General features: G+C 64.0%; 21 protein-coding genes and 1 rRNA gene. 20 read left to right on the top strand and 2 right to left on the bottom strand.

Features of this window, described 5'->3' with window-relative positions; translation table 11 throughout:
- Positions 1-20: 20 nt before the first annotated feature.
- The 17 genes from rho to CH256_RS05915 all read left to right on the top strand — a co-directional run bounded on the left by rho (position 21) and on the right by CH256_RS05915 (position 16,170).
- Positions 21-2,267, top strand: a complete 2,247-nt coding sequence (rho, locus tag CH256_RS06000; RefSeq protein WP_373454781.1) for a transcription termination factor Rho — start codon at positions 21-23, stop codon at positions 2,265-2,267.
- 198 nt (positions 2,268-2,465) lie between these two features.
- Positions 2,466-2,699, top strand: coding sequence for a 50S ribosomal protein L31 (gene rpmE, locus CH256_RS05995; protein ID WP_008715081.1), 234 nt, complete (start codon positions 2,466-2,468; stop codon positions 2,697-2,699).
- Positions 2,700-2,796: 97 nt separating this feature from the next.
- Entirely contained in the window at positions 2,797-3,873 is a 1,077-nt protein-coding gene (gene prfA, locus CH256_RS05990; RefSeq protein ID WP_068048269.1) for a peptide chain release factor 1, read from the top strand.
- Between the two features lie 106 nt (positions 3,874-3,979).
- Complete coding sequence (locus CH256_RS05985) at positions 3,980-4,798, top strand: SHOCT domain-containing protein (RefSeq protein WP_068048266.1); 819 nt, start codon at positions 3,980-3,982, stop codon at positions 4,796-4,798.
- Between the two features lie 34 nt (positions 4,799-4,832).
- Complete coding sequence (prmC, locus tag CH256_RS05980) at positions 4,833-5,717, top strand: peptide chain release factor N(5)-glutamine methyltransferase (RefSeq protein ID WP_094669087.1); 885 nt, start codon at positions 4,833-4,835, stop codon at positions 5,715-5,717.
- A gap of 66 nt (positions 5,718-5,783) precedes the next feature.
- A complete protein-coding gene (locus CH256_RS05975) occupies positions 5,784-6,446 on the top strand; it encodes an L-threonylcarbamoyladenylate synthase (protein WP_068048275.1) in 663 nt (220 codons plus the stop codon).
- A 30-nt stretch (positions 6,447-6,476) separates the two neighbouring features.
- Positions 6,477-7,718: a glycosyltransferase family 4 protein gene (locus CH256_RS05970; protein ID WP_094638677.1), complete on the top strand. Its 1,242-nt coding sequence runs from the start codon at positions 6,477-6,479 to the stop codon at positions 7,716-7,718.
- 66 nt (positions 7,719-7,784) lie between these two features.
- Positions 7,785-8,216 carry a hypothetical protein gene (locus CH256_RS05965; RefSeq protein WP_179272014.1) on the top strand — a complete coding sequence of 144 codons (432 nt, stop codon included), beginning with the start codon at positions 7,785-7,787 and terminating at the stop codon, positions 8,214-8,216.
- A gap of 441 nt (positions 8,217-8,657) precedes the next feature.
- Positions 8,658-9,383, top strand: a complete 726-nt coding sequence (atpB, locus tag CH256_RS05955; RefSeq protein WP_032393520.1) for a F0F1 ATP synthase subunit A — start codon at positions 8,658-8,660, stop codon at positions 9,381-9,383.
- A 78-nt stretch (positions 9,384-9,461) separates the two neighbouring features.
- Positions 9,462-9,701 carry an ATP synthase F0 subunit C gene (locus tag CH256_RS05950; RefSeq protein WP_008715092.1) on the top strand — a complete coding sequence of 80 codons (240 nt, stop codon included), beginning with the start codon at positions 9,462-9,464 and terminating at the stop codon, positions 9,699-9,701.
- 7 nt (positions 9,702-9,708) lie between these two features.
- On the top strand, positions 9,709-10,269 hold the full coding sequence (locus CH256_RS05945; RefSeq protein ID WP_032393521.1) for a F0F1 ATP synthase subunit B: 561 nt from the start codon (positions 9,709-9,711) through the stop codon (positions 10,267-10,269).
- Between the two features lie 8 nt (positions 10,270-10,277).
- Entirely contained in the window at positions 10,278-11,105 is an 828-nt protein-coding gene (locus tag CH256_RS05940; protein WP_094669085.1) for a F0F1 ATP synthase subunit delta, read from the top strand.
- A gap of 88 nt (positions 11,106-11,193) precedes the next feature.
- Entirely contained in the window at positions 11,194-12,837 is a 1,644-nt protein-coding gene (gene atpA, locus CH256_RS05935; RefSeq protein WP_037193380.1) for a F0F1 ATP synthase subunit alpha, read from the top strand.
- 52 nt (positions 12,838-12,889) lie between these two features.
- The gene (locus tag CH256_RS05930) at positions 12,890-13,861 is read left to right on the top strand and encodes a F0F1 ATP synthase subunit gamma (protein WP_094638680.1); all 972 of its coding nucleotides are present in this window, start codon (positions 12,890-12,892) and stop codon (positions 13,859-13,861) included.
- 3 nt (positions 13,862-13,864) lie between these two features.
- Positions 13,865-15,313 carry a F0F1 ATP synthase subunit beta gene (atpD, locus tag CH256_RS05925; RefSeq protein WP_094638681.1) on the top strand — a complete coding sequence of 483 codons (1,449 nt, stop codon included), beginning with the start codon at positions 13,865-13,867 and terminating at the stop codon, positions 15,311-15,313.
- 30 nt (positions 15,314-15,343) lie between these two features.
- Positions 15,344-15,703: a F0F1 ATP synthase subunit epsilon gene (locus CH256_RS05920; RefSeq protein ID WP_037193376.1), complete on the top strand. Its 360-nt coding sequence runs from the start codon at positions 15,344-15,346 to the stop codon at positions 15,701-15,703.
- A 29-nt stretch (positions 15,704-15,732) separates the two neighbouring features.
- Complete coding sequence (locus CH256_RS05915) at positions 15,733-16,170, top strand: DUF2550 domain-containing protein (protein ID WP_068048245.1); 438 nt, start codon at positions 15,733-15,735, stop codon at positions 16,168-16,170.
- Here the strand turns inward: CH256_RS05915 and CH256_RS05910 are convergent, their stop codons facing one another.
- Positions 16,171-16,773: a cob(I)yrinic acid a,c-diamide adenosyltransferase gene (locus CH256_RS05910; RefSeq protein WP_094638683.1), complete on the bottom strand. Its 603-nt coding sequence runs from the start codon at positions 16,771-16,773 to the stop codon at positions 16,171-16,173.
- Positions 16,774-16,827: 54 nt separating this feature from the next.
- Here CH256_RS05910 and murA point away from each other — a divergent pair, with 54 nt between their 5' ends.
- Positions 16,828-18,081: a UDP-N-acetylglucosamine 1-carboxyvinyltransferase gene (gene murA, locus CH256_RS05905; protein WP_068048251.1), complete on the top strand. Its 1,254-nt coding sequence runs from the start codon at positions 16,828-16,830 to the stop codon at positions 18,079-18,081.
- Here murA and pdxR read toward each other — a convergent pair.
- Entirely contained in the window at positions 18,074-19,471 is a 1,398-nt protein-coding gene (gene pdxR, locus CH256_RS05900) for a MocR-like pyridoxine biosynthesis transcription factor PdxR (protein ID WP_094669084.1), read from the bottom strand. The two genes, murA and pdxR, sit on opposite strands and share 8 nt — an antisense overlap.
- Before the next feature lie 100 nt (positions 19,472-19,571).
- Between pdxR and CH256_RS05895 the strand changes: the two genes are divergently transcribed.
- The gene (locus CH256_RS05895) at positions 19,572-20,267 is read left to right on the top strand and encodes a pyridoxamine 5'-phosphate oxidase family protein (protein ID WP_094669093.1); all 696 of its coding nucleotides are present in this window, start codon (positions 19,572-19,574) and stop codon (positions 20,265-20,267) included.
- Between the two features lie 559 nt (positions 20,268-20,826).
- A 16S ribosomal RNA gene (locus CH256_RS05890) occupies positions 20,827-20,909 on the top strand; the annotation flags it as partial.

Here is a 20,909-nt window from a genome sequence, read left to right as displayed (position 1 = left end):
GTTCTCTGCGGTCCGGATCGATGGTGTCGTCGACGGGGTGCGTCGAACATGAACGGCAATATCCGAGCTCGGCAGAACGCCGAACTGCGGAACGAACCCTCGGCTGCGCATCGAGCGAGCGAGGGAAGGAAAGGACCTCCGTGACCGATACGGAACTTATCTCTGCGCCCGAAACGTCACGCCGACGTGCTGGCCTGTCCGGAATGGTTCTCACCGAGCTCCGCAGCCTCGCTGGTGAACTCGGTATCAAGAGCGTTTCCGGGATGCGCAAGGGCGATCTGATCGCTGCGATTTCCGAGCGCCAATCGGGCAGCGCACCGGCCAAGACGGACGCACCGAAATCCGACGCACCCAAGTCGCGTCGCGCTGCTGCATCCGCGCCGGTCGTCGAAGATCGGCCTGCAGCCGAGGCGGCACCGAAGCAGTCGGCTCCAGAAGCGCCGTCCTCGGACGCGCCGGCGACGCAATCGGGCGACTCTGCCGATGCCGCTCCCGAGACGGGCCGCCGAACACGCGGACGTCGTGCCGCAGGTCGGCGAGCCGGTGCTCCCGAACAGCTCCCACTCGACGACAGCAACGATTCGGCCGGATCCGCTCCCGCGGCGACCGATTCACCCGCAGTCGCGCCGCAGGCGGAGAAGCCGGACGAGACCGGCGACAGCGCCGCCACCGAGCGCCCACGCCGTAGTCGCGGCGACCGCAACCGCCAGGACGGGTCGGAACGCGAACCCCGTGACGCCGACGGCAACCGCGACAACGCGAACCGCGACTCCGGAAGCCGCAATCAAGGGGACCGGGACGGCTCCAACCGCGAGAACGGCAACCGTGACAACGGAAACCGGGACAATGGAAACCGCAATCAGGGTGACCGCGACAACCGCGACGGCGGTGGTCGTAATCAGGGCGGACGCAATCGCAACCAGGGCGACGGTCGCAACGACAACCGCAACGAGGATCGCAACAACGGTCCCCGCGACAACCGCGACAACAACCAGGACGACGACGGCGAAGGGCGCGGACGTCGGGGACGTCGGTTCCGTGAGCGCCGTCGCGGACGCGACCGTGGGGAAGGCAACGACGGTGGCGGTGGCCGCGAGCGCGATACCGAGATTCGCGAGGACGATGTTCTTCAGCCGGTAGCCGGCATCCTCGATGTTCTCGACAACTACGCGTTCGTCCGTACCTCCGGCTACCTCGCCGGACCCAATGACGTCTACGTGTCGATGAACCTGGTTCGCAAGAACGGCCTTCGCCGCGGCGACGCGGTGACCGGTGCGGTTCGGGTGGCACGCGAAGGCGAGCAGTCCAGCCAGCGGCAGAAGTTCAACCCGCTCGTGCGTCTGGACACCGTCAACGGGGGAGAGGTCGAGGCCGCGCGCAAGCGTCCGGAGTTCGGCAAGCTCACCCCGCTGTACCCCAATCAGCGGTTGCGTCTCGAGACTCAGCAGAACATCCTGACCACGCGCATCATCGACCTGGTGATGCCGATCGGCAAGGGTCAGCGCGCACTCATCGTCAGCCCGCCCAAGGCAGGTAAGACGAGCGTCCTGCAGGCCATTGCCAACGCGATCGCCATCAACAATCCCGAGTGCTACCTGATGGTCATCCTCGTCGACGAGCGTCCCGAGGAAGTGACGGACATGCAGCGCTCCGTCAAGGGCGAGGTCATCGCGTCGACGTTCGACCGGCCGCCGGGCGACCACACCGCGGTGGCCGAGCTGGCGATCGAACGGGCCAAGCGTCTGGTCGAAGCCGGCCAGGACGTGGTGGTTCTGCTCGACTCGATCACCCGTTTGGGACGTGCGTACAACAACAGCTCGCCCGCATCGGGCCGAATCCTGTCCGGTGGTGTCGACTCGACCGCGCTGTACCCGCCGAAGCGGTTCCTCGGCGCGGCTCGCAACATCGAGCACGGTGGTTCGTTGACGATCATCGCCACGGCCATGGTCGAGACCGGATCCACCGGTGACACCGTGATCTTCGAGGAGTTCAAGGGCACCGGCAACGCCGAGCTCAAGCTCGACCGCAAGATCGCCGAACGCCGCGTGTTCCCGGCAGTGGACATCAACCCGTCGAGCACCCGCCACGACGAGTTGCTCCTTGCTCCCGACGAGGCCGCCGTCGTACACAAGCTGCGGCGCGTGCTGTCCGGACTGGACTCGCATCAGGCCATCGACCTGCTGGTCGACCGTCTGAAGAAGAGCAAGAACAACCTCGAGTTCCTGATGGAAGTCTCCAAGACTGCGCCGGGCGGGGCGAACGACTGACAATTGTTTCCCCGATCTTTCGTCCGGGGAACAAGCCGACAGGTGCGCGCGTTGTAGGCATCTGTCGGCACAGAAGTACCGGCGATTAGCAGGTCAGATGCACGCTCTGGCATAATCAACGGCCGAGTCCGGTTCCGGTTCACGTCTTCGATCGGCGAAGACGACCCGGCGACCACTAGAGAGAACGGTAAGGACACCATGAAGGCAGGAATTCACCCCGACTACACACTGACGACAGTCGTCTGTGGTTGCGGCAATACTTTCGAGACCCGAAGCACCACCGACAAAGAGCGCATCAGCGTCGAGGTCTGCTCGCAGTGCCACCCCTTCTACACCGGCAAGCAGAAGATTCTCGACACCGGCGGCCGCGTCGCTCGCTTCGAGGCTCGCTACGGCAAGCGCGCCGGCAAAAAGGCCGACGCAGACAGCTAGCTGTTTCGCCGACGCCCGTCCTGTGCATCACAGGACGGGCGTCGGCTTTTTTGTGTCCACATTCAGTTGCACCGGCGTTCGAGAGTGAGTCATCAACATGGCGAGAACAGACAAGCCTTCGGCCATCGACGACATCCTCGCCGAACACTCCGGACTCGAGCAGCAACTCGCCGACCCAGCTCTGCACAACGACCCGTCCGCGGCCCGCAGAGCAGGCAAGAGGTTCGCCGAACTGGCCCCCATCATGTCCGCGCACACCAAGCTGACCTCCGCGCAGGACGACCTCGAAGCCGCGCGTGAGCTCGCCGCCGACGATTCCTCGTTCGCGTCCGAGATTCCCGAACTCGAGGCGACCGTGCTGCACCTCGAGCAGACCCTCACCGACCTGCTCGCACCACGCGACCCGCACGACGGCGACGACATCGTGATGGAGGTCAAGTCGGGAGAGGGCGGCGAGGAATCGGCGCTCTTCGCGGCCGATCTCGCGCGGATGTACGTGCGCTACGCGGAACGCCGCGGGTGGCGGGTCGAGGTGCTCGACGCGAACGTCTCGGACCTCGGCGGATACAAGGACGCGACGCTGTCGATCAAGACCAGGGATCCCCTCGACGGCGTCTGGGCCCGGCTGAAGTTCGAGGGCGGCGTCCACCGCGTGCAACGGGTACCGGTGACCGAATCGCAGGGGCGCGTGCACACGTCCGCGGCCGGCATCCTGGTGTATCCCGAACCCGACGAGGTGGAAGAGGTTCAGATCGACGAAACCGATCTGCGCATCGACGTCTACCGCTCGTCCGGCAAAGGTGGCCAGGGCGTCAACACCACCGACTCCGCAGTCCGAATCACGCACCTGCCGACCGGGATCGTGGTGACCTGTCAGAACGAGCGGTCTCAGCTGCAGAACAAGGCACGCGCGATGCAGGTACTTGCAGCTCGCCTGCAGGCAGCAGCAGAAGAAGCGGCCGACGAAGAGGCATCGGCAGGCAGGGCCAGCCAGGTGCGCACCGTCGACCGCTCGGAGCGGATCAGAACCTACAACTTCCCCGAGAACCGCATCACGGACCACCGGATCGGCTTCAAGGCACACAACCTCGACTCACTTCTGGACGGCGAGATGGATGCGTTGCTCGACGCGCTGGCCAAGGCGGACCGCGACGCGCGCATGCAAGCAGAGTAGCTGCGGCACATAGCTTTACAGATTTCGCCGGGCTGCTGCACCGAAACGTGCGATACCCTGGCGGCCAGGTTCGACCCCGCAACAGCGCCCGAGAGGCACACCAGACATGAACCAGGTCCTGACCCCCGCAGGCGAGAACGCCGTGTCCGAGCTGTCCTCGCGCTACGGCATCTCGACCGATGCCGTCCGCACGATGCTCGACGCCGTCAACAACGGCCGCGGCAGCATGGCTCAGTTCAACATCCCCGAGCTCGGCGGCAGTGGGCAGTGGATGCGCGGCGGAATGACCATGGTGGGCAACATGTTCGACCACGGACTCAAGAGCCGGGTCGACGGTCTCTGCCGAGACCTGTCGGCGGTGCTGTCGCAGCATCAGGTGTACCCGCCCAGGGAGACCGGCAGTAGCTCGTTCGGTGGCAGCTCGTTCGGCGGCGGCTCGTGGTGGCCCTCGGACCTCGGTGCGCCGAGCTCGAGCGGTGGCCAGAACGGCTCGCAGTACGCAGTGTTCCCGGGATCTCGACGCCTCGCGGTGTTGGTCGGCGGCGAACTGGCCGTGTACGACACTCTCGATCACTCCATCGGCGGAGTCCAACAACAGCAGGGTGGTGGACCGGGCTCGCTCGAGTTCACCAGTCAGTACGGCACGTTCACCGCAGGCAGCCTGCCTCGAGTCGATCAGCAGTCGGGCGGGACGAACTCGCAGAACCAGTCGACGCCGCAACCCGCTCCGCAGACCTACGCGCAACCGTCCTCGTCGCAACAGTCTTCGCAGTCCTCGAACCAGTCGCCCCAGGGCAACCCGTCAGGTGTGGACATCTCCGACATCACGGCTGCGATCGAGGCTCTCGCGGGTCTGCACGCGAAGGGCTTCCTCACCGACGACGAGTTCCACGCCAAGAAGTCGGAGTTGCTGGGACGCGTGTGACCTGGTTGTCGGTGGCTCGTGGCAGGCTGTTCGAATGAGCCGCAAGCCGTTACGCCTGGCCATCCTCGAAGCACTGTCGATGCTCGACGCTGCCGGTGTGCCGAGCCCACGGGTCGATGCGGAGCTGCTCGCCGCACACCTCGTCGGCGTGGACCGCGGCCGTCTCGGTCTGGTTCCTCTCGTCGAACCCGAGGTCGTCGAGGCGTACTTCCGAACCGTCGAGCAGCGCGCGAAACGTATTCCGCTGCAATACATCACGGGAACGACCTCGCTGGGCAACATCGACGTCGAAGTAGGGCCGGGCGTGTTCGTACCCCGGCCGGAAACCGAACTGTTGTTGGCCTGGGCACTCGCGTTCCTCGAAAACGTCGACCACCATCCGCCGGTGATTCTCGATCTGTGCACGGGCTCGGGGGCACTGGCACTGGCGATCGCCAACGCCCGGCCCGATGCCGTCGTCCATGCCGTCGAGCTCGACCCGTCGGCGTTGGCATGGGCCCGGCGCAATGCCGACCTGTGCAGCGGCCACGGCGATACCCCGATCACGCTGCACCACGGCGACGTCACAGCACGAGATCTGTTGACCGAACTCGACGGCGCTGTCGACATGATCGTCGCAAACCCGCCCTACATCCCGGAGGGGGCAGACCTCGATCCCGAAGTGATCGATCACGATCCACACATGGCGCTGTTCGGCGGTTCGGACGGGCTGTCCGTCATCGAACCGATGATCGGCAACATCGCCCGCTGGCTTCGGATCGGCGGCGGCGTCGCTATCGAACACGACGACTCCAATGGCGGCGAGGTGGCGGCGCTGCTGTCTCGGCGACGAGTGTTCACCGAGGTCACCGCGCATCCGGATCTGGCGGGTAGGCCCCGGTTCGTCGTCGCCGCACGGGCGCACCCGGCCCAGGCCTGACGACGGGAACGGCAGGCGGGCGACACCTGACATCACTTCGTTATCGAAGGTGGAAGGATGGGTGCCGTGAGTACCGTCTACGACTGCCGTGAAGCCGACGCGCGCACTGCTGGATTGACCGCTGCCCGCGGTGCCCTCAAATCCGGCCGACTGGTCGTCATGCCTACCGACACCCTGTACGGAATCGCAGCCGATGCATTCGATGGCAGCGCTGTCACGGATCTGCTGCGCGCCAAGGGCAGGGGCCGCGATATGCCGGTTCCCGTGCTCGTCGGTTCCTGGAACACCATCGACGGCCTGGTCCAGAGTGTCCGGCCACGCACCCGAGATTTGATTCGCGCCTTCTGGCCCGGTGCGCTGAGCATCGTCGTGCAGCAGGCTCCGTCCTTGGCCTGGGATCTGGGCGACGCCCAGGGCACCGTCATGTTGCGGATGCCGCTCCACCCTGTCGCGCTCGAGCTGCTGCGCGAGGTCGGCCCGCTCGCAGTGTCCAGCGCCAACATCTCCGGCAGTCCACCCGCCACCACTGTGACGGAGGCGCGAGATCAGCTCGGCGGCTCGGCCGCGGTGTACCTGGACGGGGGACCGGCCGACCACGCGGTGGCGTCGACCATCATCGATCTGACCAGCGATCGAGCACGAATTCTGCGGGTCGGTGCCATTCCCACCGAGAAGATTGCCGAGGTTCTCGGTGTCACCGCCGAAAGCCTGGTCCCGGGAGCGTCCTGACATGGCTGTCCATCCCGCACGCCTCCGCGCATGAGCGTCGCTCGGGGCAGTGTCCTTCACGGAAGTGTCGACATCCTTGCTCAGTCGAATCTGGGTGCAGGCGTACCGATTCGCGAACTGCTCTTGGTGTTCCTCACCGCAGCGGTCGTCACGTTCTTCGCCACCGGCGGTGTTCGTGTGGCGGCCGTCAAGTTCGGTGCCGTCGCGGTTCCTCGTGATCGTGATGTCCACGTGCAGGCCACCCCGAGGCTCGGGGGAGTGGGCATCTACGTGGGCATGCTGGCTGCGTTGCTCTTCGCGTCACAGCTGCCTGCGCTGGCTCGCGGATTCGACGTCGCCTACAACCGCGACATTCCGGCCGCGCTGGTTGCCGGCTTCGTGATCGTGCTGGTCGGCGTCATCGACGACCGATGGGGTCTGGATGCCCTGACCAAGTTCGTCGGCCAGGTGACGGCGGCCGGGGTCCTCGTCATCATGGGCGTGAGCTGGGTCGTGCTGTACCAGCCGTGGGGAGGCGAGCCCGGTCAACCGGGCAGCACCCTGGTGCTCGACCAACTGCAAGCCGGACTGGTGACCGTCCTGATCACCGTCGTGATCGTCAATGCGATGAACTTCGTCGACGGACTCGACGGGCTGGCGGCCGGTCTGGGGCTCATCTCCTCGGTGGCGATCTGCATCTTCTCGGTGGGGCTGCTGCAGGAACAGGGCGGCGACGTCGGGGTCTACCCACCGGCGCTGATCGCGGCGGCATTGGCAGGCGCGTGCCTGGGGTTTCTGCCGCACAACTTCCAACCCGCTCGCATCTTCATGGGCGATTCGGGATCGATGCTCATCGGTCTGACGCTTGCCACCATCTCGACCAGTGCGTCCGGGCGGATCCCGTTGACGGCGTACGGCCCACGCGATCTGCTGGGTCTGCTGTCGCCGCTTCTGCTGGTCGGAGCCGTGATGCTCATTCCGATCCTCGACCTGCTGCTGGCTGTGATTCGCCGGACCCGGGCCGGACGGAGTCCTTTCAGCCCCGACAAGATGCACCTGCATCATCGGTTGCTGCAGATCGGACATTCGCACCGCCGGGTGGTGCTGGTGATCTACCTGTGGGTCGGTGTCCTCGCCTTCGGGGCGGTCGGGTCGTCTCTGCTGGACCGCCGAATAGTGGTGCTTCTGGTTGCCGCAGGTCTGGTGTTCGCGCTGGTCGTCACTGCTGTGCCCACGCTGCGGGTGGACCGATCGCAGGGCTCGGAACCGCGAAGTGCTCGACGGGGCTCTTGATCCCGTCGGCTGTACGCGCCCGCGTGCTGGGTACCCTCGACAACTGTGACCTTCACTCCGCAGTCCATGCCCGGCCAATTCGCCCCGCTTCGCGCCGCGGTTCGATACGGACTCATCGGACTGGTGGTGCTCACGGTGGTGAGCGTCGGAGTCGCCGTCGCGGCGGCCGGAACACCTGGTCTGTGGGGATCTCTCATTGGTGTTGCCATCGGCGGAGGCTTCGTCATCACGACGGCGTTGTCGGTGGCGCTCACCACGCGTTTTCCGGCCTCGGCCGTCGGAGCACTGCTTCTCGGCGGTTGGTTGGTGAAGATGGTGATCGCGCTGATCGTGCTGGTCGCACTCAAGGACGCCGAATTCTACAACCGGTACTCCTTGGGGCTGACGATTCTGGGAGCGCTCGTGGTCGTGCTCGGCGCGGAGGTCTTCGGGGTCGTCAAGACGAAAGTCGCCTACGTGGACAGCGTTCCCACCGAGGGCAAGACCGACAATCGGTAGTACGACAGGCTGTCGTAATCGGTTAAGCTGAGGGCCGCCTACACAACGTCGTAGTTCTGTTGATAAAGTTTGCATCAAGCGGTGGGCAAGACTGGGACGAAAGAGACTTTTTCCCCGGACTGGACCCCCGCAGGTAGCAGTCAGCGTGAGCTTCCTTACAGTAGGCCCGGAGTCAACGACTTCGGCAACGTAAGGTTCCGCCCTGAGAGTTGCCGAGTCGACGTGAGTCGCCGACACCCGACAGACGCTTGGCCGATGAAGACCGGGCCTCAGCCTCTGACGATTGCGAGCCGATTTTCGTCGACTTGATAGATCGTCATTGTCCGATCGAACCGCAGTCGTTACCCGGCTGCGGCCCGAACACGGGAGAGACCGCTGAGCGTCACCACCCTGGCTGCGGAATACAGTCCGCCGTCACTATCCGATTTCTTTCCTCCCGCGGTGCTGTTCGAGGGGACCCCGTTCGAGCTCGACAGGCTGATGCTCATCCGCATCCTGATGTCGGCGATTCTGATCATCTTCATGGTGGTTGCCCTCCGCAGCCCGAAGATCGTTCCGCGTGGTCTTCAGAACGTCGGCGAGATCGCTCTCGATTTCGTTCGGATCCACGTCGCAGAAGATGTGCTCGGTAAAGAACAGGGTCGTCGATTCCTGCCCGTCATCATGACCATCTTCTTCACGGTGTTCGCGGTGAACGCGAGCGCTGTCATTCCGTTTCTGAACATCTCGTCGAATGCCCGCATCGGTCTACCGATCGTGCTCGCTGCGGTCGCGTACGTCGCGTTCATCTACGCAGGTGTCAAGAAGTTCGGTGTCGGGAAGTTCGTCAAGGGCACCATCGTCATCCCGGGCATTCCGCCGGCGATGCACGTGCTGCTGATCCCGCTGGAGTTCGTCTCGAACTTCGTACTCCGTCCGTTCACACTGACGGTGCGTCTGCTCGCCAACATGCTGGCCGGCCACATCATGCTCGTGCTGTTCTTCAGCGCGACCCAGTTCTTCCTCTTCGAGGCGTCGGCCGGGCTGAAGATCTTCGCAGCACCCTCGCTCATCATGGGCTTCCTGTTCACGATGTTCGAGATGCTGGTGATCTTCCTCCAGGCCTACATCTTCGCGCTGCTCACGGCGATCTACATCGATCTGTCGCTGCACGCCGACTCGCACTGACCGACCAACTGACCGAACCAGCTACACCGCCACCTCCGACACCCGGATGTGGACCGAAGAAAGGGAACGGAAAACCCAATGAGCCTTGAAGTTCTGGCCCAGGCGCAGGAAATCACCGCAAGCGGATACGGCGCCATCGGCTACGGCCTCGCAGCCATCGGCGGCGGCATCGGCCTCGGCCTCGTCGTCGCCAAGAACATGGAAGCAACCGCTCGTCAGCCCGAGCTGGCCGGTCAGCTCCGTACCACCATGTTCCTCGGCATCGCATTCACCGAGTCCCTCGCCCTGATCGGCCTCGTCGCCGGCTTCATTCTCTGAGAGCGCGATGACAAACGCGATTACGTTGCTGGCGGCGGAGGGGGAGGAGTACAACCCTCTTCTGCCCGCAACCTACGACATCGTTTGGTCGATCGTCTGTGTCGCGGCAATCGGCTTCCTCTTCTGGAAGTACGTGGTGCCGCGCTTCACCAAGGTTCTCGCTGAGCGTTCCGAGCTCATCGAAGGCGGAATCAAGAAGGCCGAAGAGGCACAGGCAGAAGCCAAGGCTGCTCTCGAGCAGTACCACGCTCAGCTGGCCGACGCCCGTTCCGAGGCCGCGCAGATCCGCGAGGAAGCGCGCACCCAGGGGCAGGCGATTCTCGCCGAGATGAAGGAAAAGGCGCAGGAAGAAAGCGACCGGATCGTGGCCGCAGGTCACAATCAGCTCGTTGCTCAGCGTCAGCAGATCGTCACCGAACTTCGGGGAGATCTGGGACGCACGGCCGTCGAACTCGCTGAGAAGGTCATCGGAGAGCAGTTGTCCGACGACGCGAAGCGTTCCAGTTCGATCGATCGCTTCCTCAACGAGTTGGATTCCGTCACCGCGGACTCCGCATCCGGAAAGTGAGTCGAACCATGTACGCAACTTCTCGTGAGGCACTCGCCCGCACGCGGTCGGTTGCCCACGAAGCTCTGGGGTCCGCGTCGGCAGGCGAGGCAACAGCCGTCGCTGCTCAGACCGGTTCCGAGTTGTTCGCCGTCGTCGAGACTCTCGACGCGCAGCGCACGTTGCGTACCGCTCTCGCCGACTCGTCGGTCGAGGGCGTTCGGCGAAGCGATCTGGCCGGAGAGGTCTTCTCCGGCCAGGTGTCGAGTGCAACGGCGACGATCGTCAAGGCCGCTGCCGGCGAAAGCTGGTCCACCGCTCGCGACCTGCTGAACTCGCTGGTCGAGCTGGGACGTGAAGCTCTGCTTCGCGCCGCGGCCGATCAGGATCAGTTGGACACGGTCGAGGACGAGCTGTTCCGCCTCGGGCGGATCGTGGCAGGAAACCCGCAGCTCGAGCAGGCCCTCTCGGATCGCTCGAAGCCCGCGCAGGCCAAGCGTGAACTGCTCGGCCGCCTGCTCTACGGCAAGGTCACCGCGGTCACCGAAGCGCTTGCAGTTCAGGCTGTGACGCGTCCGCGAAAGGCTGCTCCCGCCGACGTACTGAACGGACTGGCCGACCTGGCTGCCGAGCAGCGCGACCGCGCGGTTGCCCACGTCCGCAGCGCAGCACCACTGAGCGACAGTCAGCTCGAGAAGCTGACGGCCACCTTGACCCGCACGTACGGCAAGCAGGTCACGGTGCATGTAGAGGTCGATACCGAACTGCTCAGCGGACTTGTCGTTCGTATCGGCGACGAGGTCATCGACGGTAGCGGGGCAGGCCGCCTCGCTGCATTGCGAAAGACGCTCAAATAGTCCGACACGGACACAGTAACGAGAAGAAGCGTCTCGACTTTCGAGACATTTCACCCCGCGATCATTTGAAGGAAGAGCAGGAAACACTATGGCGGAGCTGACGATCTCCTCCGACGAGATCCGTAGCGCGATCGATAACTTCACCGCGAGCTACTCACCGGAGTCTTCCCGCGAGGAGGTCGGCACGGTTACGGACACGAGCGACGGAATCGCTCACGTGTCCGGATTGCCGTCGGCGATGTCCAACGAACTCCTGGAATTCCCCGGCGGAGTCCTCGGTGTCGCGCTGAACCTGGATGCCACCGAAATCGGTGCAGTGATCCTCGGTGACTACGAGCACATCGAAGAAGGCCAGGAAGTCAAGCGCACCGGAGACGTGCTGTCGGTCCCCGTGGGCGACGGCTACCTCGGCCGCGTCGTGGACCCCCTGGGCAAGCCCATCGACGGCCTCGGCGACATCGAGTCCTCCGAGACCCGCGCCCTCGAACTGCAGGCTGCCTCGGTGCTCGAGCGTCAGCCCGTCGAGGAGCCGCTGCAGACCGGTATCAAGGCGATCGACGCCATGACTCCGATCGGCCGCGGCCAGCGTCAGCTCATCATCGGCGACCGCAAGACCGGCAAGACCGCGGTCTGCATCGACGCGATCCTGAACCAGAAGGCAAACTGGGAGAGCGGCGACGAGAAGAAGCAGGTTCGCTGCATCTACGTCGCCATCGGCCAGAAGGGCTCGACGATCGCAGGCGTCAAGGCTGCACTCGAAGAGCAGGGCGCACTCGAATACACGACCATCGTCGCGGCTCCCGCGTCCGATTCGGCCGGCTTCAAGTGGCTCGCCCCGTACACCGGCTCGGCCATCGGCCAGCACTGGATGTACCAGGGCAAGCACGTCCTCATCGTGTTCGACGACCTGACCAAGCAGGCCGAGGCGTACCGCGCCATCTCGCTGCTGCTGCGTCGTCCGCCGGGCCGCGAGGCATACCCCGGTGACGTCTTCTACTTGCACTCCCGTCTGCTGGAGCGTTCGGCGAAGCTGTCCGACGAGCTCGGTGGCGGATCTTTGACGGCTCTGCCGATCATCGAGACCAAGGCCAACGACGTCTCGGCATACATCCCGACCAACGTCATCTCCATCACCGACGGCCAGGTCTTCCTGGAGTCGGACCTGTTCAACAAGGGCGTCCGTCCCGCGATCAACGTCGGTATCTCGGTGTCCCGAGTCGGCGGCGCGGCACAGACCAAGGGCATGAAGAAGGTCTCCGGATCTCTTCGCCTCGAGCTCGCTCAGTTCCGCGAGCTGGAAGCCTTCTCTGCGTTCGCGTCCGACCTCGACGCGGCCTCCAAGGCTCAGCTCGAGCGCGGCGCACGTCTGGTCGAGCTGCTCAAGCAGGATCAGTACGCCCCGGTTGCCGTCGAAGATCAGATCGTCTCGATCTGGCTCGCAGGGCAGGGAACGTACGACTCGGTTCCCGTCGGCGACGTGCGTCGCTTCGAGACCGAGCTGCTCGAGGACCTGCACCGCAACGCCAGCGGCGTCTACGACAGCATTGCCGGTGGCAAGGCTCTCGACGAGGACAACCAGAAGGCACTGACCGAGGCGACCGAGAAGTTCAAGGCCGGATTCGTCGACTCGGACGGCAACCGCGTCGTCAACGAGGCCGAGGCAGACACTCTGAACGCCGACGAGGTCAGCCAGGAGCAGGTCAACGTCACTCGCAAGACAGTCAGCAAGTAGGCCTGCGATGACAGATGCCAAGACGAGCACAGAAGGGAGCGTGAACAGCTAGATGGCAAGCATTCTCGAGCTTCGCTCCCGCATCAAGTCGGTCAACTCGACCAAGAAGATCACCAAGGCACAAGAGCTGATCGCGACATCGCGAATCACCAAGGCTCAGGCTCGCGTTGCCGCATCGAAGCCGTATGCGGAAGAGATCACCAAGGTGCTCTCCGCGTTGGCGAGTGCATCGAGCTCGCTCGATCACCCGCTGCTCAACGAGCGACCCGAGCCCAAGCGTGCCGCGGTTCTGGTCGTGACCAGCGACCGCGGTATGTGCGGCGGCTACAACTCCAACGTGCTCAAGGAGACGGAGGAGCTGTTCCAGCTGCTCCGCTCCGAGGGCAAGGATCCGGTCATCTACGTCCTCGGCGCAAAAGGCCTGGGCTACTACACATTCCGCGAGCGGGACGTGAAGGGTGCCTGGACGGGCTTCTCTCAGGAGCCCGGATACGCCGACGCGGCCAAGGCCAGTAGGCACCTGGTCGAGCTGTTCATGGCCGGCTCGGGCACCGAGGTCGAGGCTCCCAACGGTGAAGGCACCGTCGAGGGCGTGGACGAGTTGCACATCGTCTACACCCGCTTCGTGTCGATGCTCACGCAGAAGCCCGAAGTTCGCCGTATGGCACCGCTCGAAATTTCGTACACAGACGAGGAATTCGAGATGGGTGCGGATGCGCTGAGCGACTCACCGACCGCAGATGTGCAGGCACAGTACGAGTTCGAGCCGGAAGCGGGAACTCTGCTCTCGGCGCTGCTGCCCAAGTACATCAGCACCAGGATCTATGCGTCGTTGCTCGATGCAGCAGCGTCGGAGTCCGCGGCGCGTCGTACCGCCATGAAGGCAGCGACGGACAACGCGAACGAATTGGTCGAGACCTTGAGCCGTCAGGCCAACCAGGCTCGGCAGGCCCAGATCACCCAGGAAATCAGCGAAATCGTCGGTGGCGCCAACGCGTTGGCCGACAGCGCAGGAAGTGACTAAGCAATGACCGCAGCAGTAGCCCAAGAGAACGCGAGCGGAGCGGACACTCAGTCCGGCCGTGTCGTTCGGGTCATCGGCCCCGTTGTGGACGTCGAGTTCCCGCGCGGCTCGATTCCCGCACTGTTCAACGCCCTCAACGCAGAGATCACTCTGCCGACCGTGGCCAAGACCCTGACGCTCGAGGTTGCACAGCACCTCGGTGACAACTTGGTTCGCACCATCTCGATGCAGCCCACCGACGGACTCGTCCGCGGCACTGCAGTCATCGACTCGGGCAAGCCGATCTCGGTTCCCGTCGGTGACGTCGTCAAGGGCCACGTGTTCAACGCCCTCGGTGACTGCCTGGACACCCCCGGACTCGGCCGCGACGGCGAGCAGTGGGGCATCCACCGCAAGCCACCAGCCTTCGATCAGCTCGAGGGCAAGACCGAGATCCTCGAGACCGGCATCAAGGTCATCGACCTCCTGACCCCGTACGTCAAGGGCGGAAAGATCGGTCTGTTCGGTGGTGCCGGCGTCGGCAAGACCGTTCTGATCCAGGAAATGATCACCCGTATCGCACGCGAGTTCTCGGGCACCTCGGTGTTCGCAGGAGTCGGCGAGCGCACCCGTGAAGGCACCGACCTTCACCTCGAGATGGAAGAGATGGGCGTCCTCCAGGACACCGCCCTCGTCTTCGGCCAGATGGACGAGCCGCCCGGCACGCGTATGCGCGTGGCGTTGTCGGCACTGACCATGGCGGAGTACTTCCGCGATGTTCAGGGACAGGACGTTCTTCTGTTCATCGACAACATCTTCCGCTTCACGCAGGCAGGTTCGGAGGTGTCGACCCTTCTCGGTCGTATGCCGTCGGCCGTCGGTTACCAGCCCACGCTGGCGGACGAGATGGGTGAGCTCCAGGAGCGCATCACCTCGACCCGTGGACGCTCGATCACCTCGCTGCAGGCGATCTACGTTCCCGCCGACGACTACACCGACCCGGCTCCGGCCACGACGTTCGCGCACCTCGATGCGACGACCGAGCTCTCGCGTCCGATTTCGCAGATGGGTATCTACCCCGCTGTGGACCCGCTGAGCTCCACCTCGCGCATCCTTGAGCCCGGCATCGTCGGTGCGGAGCACTTCCGCGTCGCCAACGAGGTCAAGCGGATCCTGCAGAAGTACAAGGAGCTGCAGGACATCATCGCCATCCTCGGTATGGACGAGCTTCAGGAAGAGGACAAGGTTCTGGTCGGCCGTGCACGCCGCCTCCAGAAGTTCCTCGGCCAGAACTTCATCGTTGCCGAGAAGTTCACCGGCGAGGCCGGTTCGGTCGTGTCGCTCTCCGACACCATCGAGGCATTCGACAAGGTCACCAAGGGTGAGTACGACCACCTTCCCGAGCAGGCCTTCAACAGCTGTGGTGGTCTCGACGATGTCGAGGCAGCCGCGAAGAAGATGGCCGGAAAGTAGACCGACGTGACTTCTTCCGAGAAGAGCGGCATGGAGGTCTCCCTGGTCGCTGTGGAGCAAAAGCTGTGGTCCGGTACCGCGACCATCGTCAGCGCTCAGACCACCGAAGGTGAGATCGGCATCATGCTGGGCCACGAGCCTGTGCTCGGGCAGTTGATCGAGGGCGGCACGGTGTCGATCACGACCACGGACGGCGAAAAGCTCATCGCAGCCGTCCACGGTGGATTCCTGTCGGTGACCGGCAAGACGGTCACCGTGCTGGCAGAATCGGCCGATTTCGCCGACGACATCGATGTCGAGGCGGCACGGGCTGTAGTGGCAGAGAACGGCGACGACCTCGAGGCCATTGCTGTGGCCAAGGGTCGTGTCCGCGCTGTCGAGCGGTCCTAGGTACACGAGAAGCCGCGACGAGACCTGCGATGCACTACGGATTGATTGTTCTGATCATTCTGGTTGTGCTGCTCGCAGGGCTCGTCGCGGCTTTTGCGTACCGTCTGATGGTTCTACGGCGAGGGGGAACCGCCGCGATCATGCGGGTGTTGCCGACGGACGGTGGTGCCGGTTGGCGTCACGGCATCATTCGGTACGGAGACAACACACTCGTATTCTTCAAGCTGTCCAGTCTTCGCCCCGGCCCCGATCATCGGCTGGGTAGGCAGGACATTCACGTGGGTGATCGACGAGCCCCACGAGACACCGAGTTCGACATCATGACACCGGACATCGCCGTGTTGGAACTGTCCGACAATGGTAAATATTTCGAGATCGCCCTCGACAGAAGTGCGTTGACCGCTTTCCTGTCCTGGGTCGAATCTCGTCCCTCCGGCCGATCGCGTCGCCGCCGACCGGCGGCCTGATCAGCTCTCGCCGGTAGTCGGGTCGCTCGAAGCGCGGCTCGACCCGGGAACCCACTGGACGTCGCCCTCGGGGTTGGCGTATCGGCTCAGAATGAACAGCAGATCCGAAAGCCGGTTGAGGTATTTCGCCGGCAATGCACTCGTTGTTTCCGGGCTCGCGTGCACCGCAGCCCATGCCGACCGCTCTGCCCGTCGGGCCACCGTTCGCGACACGTGTAGCAACGCTCCCAGCGGCGTTCCGCCCGGCAGAATGAACGACGTCAGTGCGGGGAGATCCTCGTTGAACTCGTCGCACCAGCCCTCGAGCCGGTCGACGTAGCTCTGATCGATGCGCAGAGGCGGGTACTGCGGATTCTCGACGACCGGAGTCGACAGATCGGCCCCCGCGTCGAAGAGATCGCTCTGGATGGTGCGGATCACCGAATGGACCGATTCGGGCGGGTTGCCGAGTGCGAGAACCACACCGAGGCTCGCGTTGGTCTCGTCGCAGTCCGCGTAGGCAACGAGTCGTTCGTCGTTCTTGGACACCCTCGAGAAATCACTCAGCCCGGTGGTCCCGTCGTCGCCGGTTCTCGTGTAGATGCGGGTGAGGTGGACGGCCATGCGCGCTACGGTACCGCGCGGGTGTCGGCCGGTCCCGCTGGCTACGCTGTCGAGGTGAGTGAACGCTTTTTGGTCAACGGTGGAAATCGCCTCGTCGGTGAGGTGGCGGTCGGTGGTGCGAAGAACAGCGTCCTCAAATTGATGGCGGCAGCGCTGCTGGCAGAGGGCACCAGCACGATCACCAACTGCCCCGACATCCTGGACGTGCCACTGATGGCAGAGGTGTTGCGCGGGCTCGGCTGTGAGGTCGAGTTGGAGGGATCGGTCGTTCACATCACCACTCCGGCGATGCCGAAGTATCACGCCGATTTCGCGGCGGTTCGCCAGTTCCGAGCTTCGGTGTGCGTGCTGGGGCCGCTGGTTGCGCGGTGCAAGAGAGCTGTCGTCGCTTTGCCGGGCGGAGACGCGATCGGGTCGCGTCCCCTCGACATGCATCAGTCCGGTCTTCAATTGCTCGGGGCACGCAGCGAGATCCAACACGGATGTGTCGTTGCGGAAGCAGACGAATTGCGCGGCGCGAACATCAGACTGGCGTTTCCGTCCGTCGGTGCCACCGAGAACATCTTGATGGCCGCAGTCCTCGCCACCGGGGAGACTGTGATCGACAACGCCGCGCGCGAGCCGGACATCGTCGACGTGTGCAACATGCTCAACGAGATGGGTGCCGACGTCCGCGGTGCAGGCACCTCGACTTTGACCATTCGTGGTGTGAGCTCGCTGAAGCCGACGACCCATCGGGTGATCGGCGATCGCATTGTCGCCGCGACGTGGGGAATCGCCGCTGCCATGACTCGTGGGGACGTGCGAGTCCGCGGTGTGAACCCCAAGCACCTGTCGTTGGTGCTGGACAAATTGAGGTCCGCAGGCGCCGAGGTCACCAGCGAGCCCGACGGGTTCCGCGTCGTGCAACACGAGCGACCGCGGGCGGTCAATTTCGCGACGCTTCCGTATCCGGGGTTCCCGACCGACCTGCAGCCGATGGCAATCGGACTCGCGACCGTCGCGGACGGCACGTCGATGATCACCGAGAACGTCTTCGAGGCACGATTCCGGTTCGTCGAGGAGATGATCAGGCTCGGGGCCGATGCGCGCACCGATGGCCATCACGCCGTGGTTCGCGGTGTGCCACAGCTGTCCAGCGCACCGGTGTGGTCCTCCGATATTCGGGCCGGGGCCGGCTTGGTTCTCGCGGGACTGGTGGCCGACGGTACGACGGAGGTGCACGACGTCTTCCACATCGATCGCGGTTATCCGCGATTCGTGGAGAACCTGAGTGCACTCGGTGGCAGCATCGAGCGGGTCAGCTGAGTAGCACAGCTTCCAGCGCCTCGACCAATATGCTTATCGCATAGTCCAATTCGTCGTCGGAGGCGGAACCGTATCCGACGACGATCCCACCCCGGGCTGTGTGCGAGCGGGTCGAGTGTTCGAGCGTCGGTACGTCCACGCCCCTCGCGGCGCATGAGGTAGCGACGTCGCGCGCTGCGGCAGTGTCGAGTAGCAACACGGTATGCAGGCCGGCTCCGACTCCGCGAAGTTCGCCGAACCTGGCCAGCGCGGCCGCGACCAGGCGGTCGCGGGCTCGATAGAGCCGCCGGGCCGTTCGGACGGCTCTGTCCCATTCGCCGTCGCGCAATATGGACGTCATCGCATGCTGGACGGGAACCGAGGGGTGATCGCCGATCAAGCGGCGCGTTGCCGAGATGCGGTCGACCATCGACCGAGGTGCCACCATCCAGCCGAGACGGATCCCGGCACCGAGGGTCTTGGATACGGTGCCGAGGTACACGGTCCGGTCGGGTGCCAGTTCGGCCACGGTGGGCAAAGGTGCTACGCCGTAACGGAATTCTGAGTCGTAGTCGTCCTCGATGATCATGGAATCGTTGCTGTGAGCCCAGTCTGCCAGCGCACGTCGACGGCCGATGGGCATGAATGCGCCGGTCGGGTATTGATGCGACGGTGTGACGTACACGGCCGGTGTTCGTGGGGGAGTCGAGTCGAGTTGTTCGACGATCAGGCCATCGCGGTCGACGGGGACGTCGTGCAAGGACCACCCGCGATGCGTCGCGAGCTCAGCGGCGGATTTGTAGCCTGGATTCTCCAGTGCCAGAACGTGTTCGACCGACTCGGCAGCGGAAAGCGCACCCAGGGCCAGGTCGAGGCCGTGAATGCTGCCCGTCGTGATCACGATCGACGCCGGTGTGGTGTGCAGTCCGCGTGCGCGGCGGAGTAGATCGGCGACGCGAGTCCTCAGTTCGAGCGTGCCGGCGGAATCGGGATACTTGCCGGGAGGCGGTGTGCCGCCGACGTCGCGCCACGCGCGCTTCCAGGCATCGGATGCCGAGGGTGGAGTCCACGGGATTCCTGGACGGAGCGATATCCGCGGGGGTGTTCCTGGTGTGGTGTGGGTGCTCGACGCCATCGCAATCGATCGAGGTGCGCGGGGGATGCGTCGGACATAGTTACCCGAACCGCGTCGGGCATCGAGCCAACCTTCTGCGACAAGCTGTTCGTAAGCCTTCTCCACGACTGCACGCGCGATGCCCAGATCGACGGAAAGTGCTCTGGTACTGGGTAATCGAGAATCGGGCTGCAGGTCTCCGTCGTCGATTGCGGACCGTATGCGATCCGCCAGTTGGACGGGCAACGTCCGAGCGTCGGTGCGATCGATGGTGATCGACAGGGAGATCGGAAGCATGGGGTCGTGGTCTCTTTCGGTATCCGCGTCGAAGTGGCCTGAACAAAAGTAGCTCTATTGGACCATGACGAAAGGCCACTCAACCCGCATCCTGGAAACCATGACAGTCGACGACGTGCCTCTTTCCCCGACAGTGCGAACGGTAGTGATCCGGGGGAGGCATCGTGCCGGCCTCGAACGCGCAGCGCTGCTCGACGTACTGCGCTCGGCGCGCATATGCCACATCGGCGTGATCGTGGATGGAGTGCCGCGCGTCGTACCTACCGTGTTCGGCGTGGATCCCGCCGGTCCGGACAGGGAAGGCACGCTGTATCTGCATGGATCAGTGGCATCACGCAGCATGATCGACGCTCCGGATCAGGACATCTGCGTCACTACGACTGTCGTCGACGGGCTCGTCCTGGCTCGATCGGCATTTCATCATTCGATGAACTATCGAAGCGCCGTTGTGGTCGGACGACCTCGCCGAGTGGAGGACGCCGACGAACGGATTAGAGCATTGGACGCGATCGTCGACCAGGTGGTCCCCGGAAGAAGCGTTCATCTGCGTCCACATACTCGGAAAGAGCTTGCAGCCACCGCGGTACTGGCGGTTTCGATGTACGAGGCATCGGTGAAGTCGCGGACAGGTGGACCGGTCGACGACGACCTCGACATCGAGCGGGGAGGCGTATGGGCCGGAGTTGTTCCGGTGTGGGAGGCGCTCGGCGACGCCGAACCTGCCGCAGATCTCGCGGGGGACGTTGCGGTGCCGGAGCACGTGGACGGTGTGCGCCGGAACGCGACTCGGGGGTGAACGATGTTGCCGCAGTGAAGGTTCGGGCTGTGGCTGGCATCACACGCGCACCCTGCAGCGTGTAGTGGGCGCGATGACCCGACGCCCCGGGCCCGAGCTGCGCGAATACCCCGCGAGCATGGGTCGACCTGCCGATTTGCGTTGGTGTGGTTGGTGGCGTAACTTTTGTCGAGTCAGAGCGACGGACACCGACCCGGTCTTCACGGACTGGGTGAACGAGGTTGGACGTGTGGCCTGGCAGGTTTTATCCCCCAAGAGTCGGGCCTTGTGTCCGAGACCAAGCTGGGATAGGCTGGAACAGTTGCCCTTGAGGCCGACGGATTGTGTGTCTGTGGGTGGAGAGTGTGTGCGTGTTCTTTGAGAACTCAACAGTGTGTCGATGAATGTCAGTGCCGAAATTATTTTGTTTTGGTGAAAGCATTCGATGTATCAGCCATCCGCTTGTGGTGGTTGTTGTCGGGTGTTGTTTGAAATGCTAGTTGAGTTTTTCTGCTAGTGATTTGACTTGATGTCTTTGACTGATTCGCGGTTCCTTTGGGGATCGTTGTTTCGCAGGTCTTTTACGGAGAGTTTGATCCTGGCTCAGGACGAACGCTGGCGGCGTGCTTAACACATGCAAGTCGAGCGGTAAGGCCTTTCGGG

Source organism: Rhodococcus sp. 05-2254-6, from assembly GCF_002258565.1.
Lineage (GTDB): Bacteria > Actinomycetota > Actinomycetes > Mycobacteriales > Mycobacteriaceae > Rhodococcoides.
This window is presented reverse-complemented; position numbering and strand designations above follow the sequence as displayed.

What these genes read in the sequence shown, in the direction of transcription:
- pdxR (WP_094669084.1), bottom strand. Translation starts at nt 19,471, where the DNA reads ATGCTTCCGATCTCCCTGTCGATCACCATCGATCGCACCGACGCTCGG.
- atpD (WP_094638681.1), top strand. Translation starts at nt 13,865, where the DNA reads ATGACCGCAGCAGTAGCCCAAGAGAACGCGAGCGGAGCGGACACTCAG.
- rho (WP_373454781.1), top strand. Translation starts at nt 21, where the DNA reads ATGGTGTCGTCGACGGGGTGCGTCGAACATGAACGGCAATATCCGAGC.
- CH256_RS05950 (WP_008715092.1), top strand. Translation starts at nt 9,462, where the DNA reads ATGAGCCTTGAAGTTCTGGCCCAGGCGCAGGAAATCACCGCAAGCGGA.
- CH256_RS05910 (WP_094638683.1), bottom strand. Translation starts at nt 16,773, where the DNA reads ATGGCCGTCCACCTCACCCGCATCTACACGAGAACCGGCGACGACGGG.
- prfA (WP_068048269.1), top strand. Translation starts at nt 2,797, where the DNA reads ATGGCGAGAACAGACAAGCCTTCGGCCATCGACGACATCCTCGCCGAA.
- rpmE (WP_008715081.1), top strand. Translation starts at nt 2,466, where the DNA reads ATGAAGGCAGGAATTCACCCCGACTACACACTGACGACAGTCGTCTGT.
- CH256_RS05965 (WP_179272014.1), top strand. Translation starts at nt 7,785, where the DNA reads ATGCCCGGCCAATTCGCCCCGCTTCGCGCCGCGGTTCGATACGGACTC.
- CH256_RS05945 (WP_032393521.1), top strand. Translation starts at nt 9,709, where the DNA reads ATGACAAACGCGATTACGTTGCTGGCGGCGGAGGGGGAGGAGTACAAC.
- CH256_RS05920 (WP_037193376.1), top strand. Translation starts at nt 15,344, where the DNA reads ATGGAGGTCTCCCTGGTCGCTGTGGAGCAAAAGCTGTGGTCCGGTACC.
- CH256_RS05940 (WP_094669085.1), top strand. Translation starts at nt 10,278, where the DNA reads ATGTACGCAACTTCTCGTGAGGCACTCGCCCGCACGCGGTCGGTTGCC.
- CH256_RS05930 (WP_094638680.1), top strand. Translation starts at nt 12,890, where the DNA reads ATGGCAAGCATTCTCGAGCTTCGCTCCCGCATCAAGTCGGTCAACTCG.
- CH256_RS05915 (WP_068048245.1), top strand. Translation starts at nt 15,733, where the DNA reads ATGCACTACGGATTGATTGTTCTGATCATTCTGGTTGTGCTGCTCGCA.
- CH256_RS05970 (WP_094638677.1), top strand. Translation starts at nt 6,477, where the DNA reads ATGAGCGTCGCTCGGGGCAGTGTCCTTCACGGAAGTGTCGACATCCTT.
- prmC (WP_094669087.1), top strand. Translation starts at nt 4,833, where the DNA reads ATGAGCCGCAAGCCGTTACGCCTGGCCATCCTCGAAGCACTGTCGATG.
- atpA (WP_037193380.1), top strand. Translation starts at nt 11,194, where the DNA reads ATGGCGGAGCTGACGATCTCCTCCGACGAGATCCGTAGCGCGATCGAT.
- CH256_RS05895 (WP_094669093.1), top strand. Translation starts at nt 19,572, where the DNA reads ATGACAGTCGACGACGTGCCTCTTTCCCCGACAGTGCGAACGGTAGTG.
- CH256_RS05985 (WP_068048266.1), top strand. Translation starts at nt 3,980, where the DNA reads ATGAACCAGGTCCTGACCCCCGCAGGCGAGAACGCCGTGTCCGAGCTG.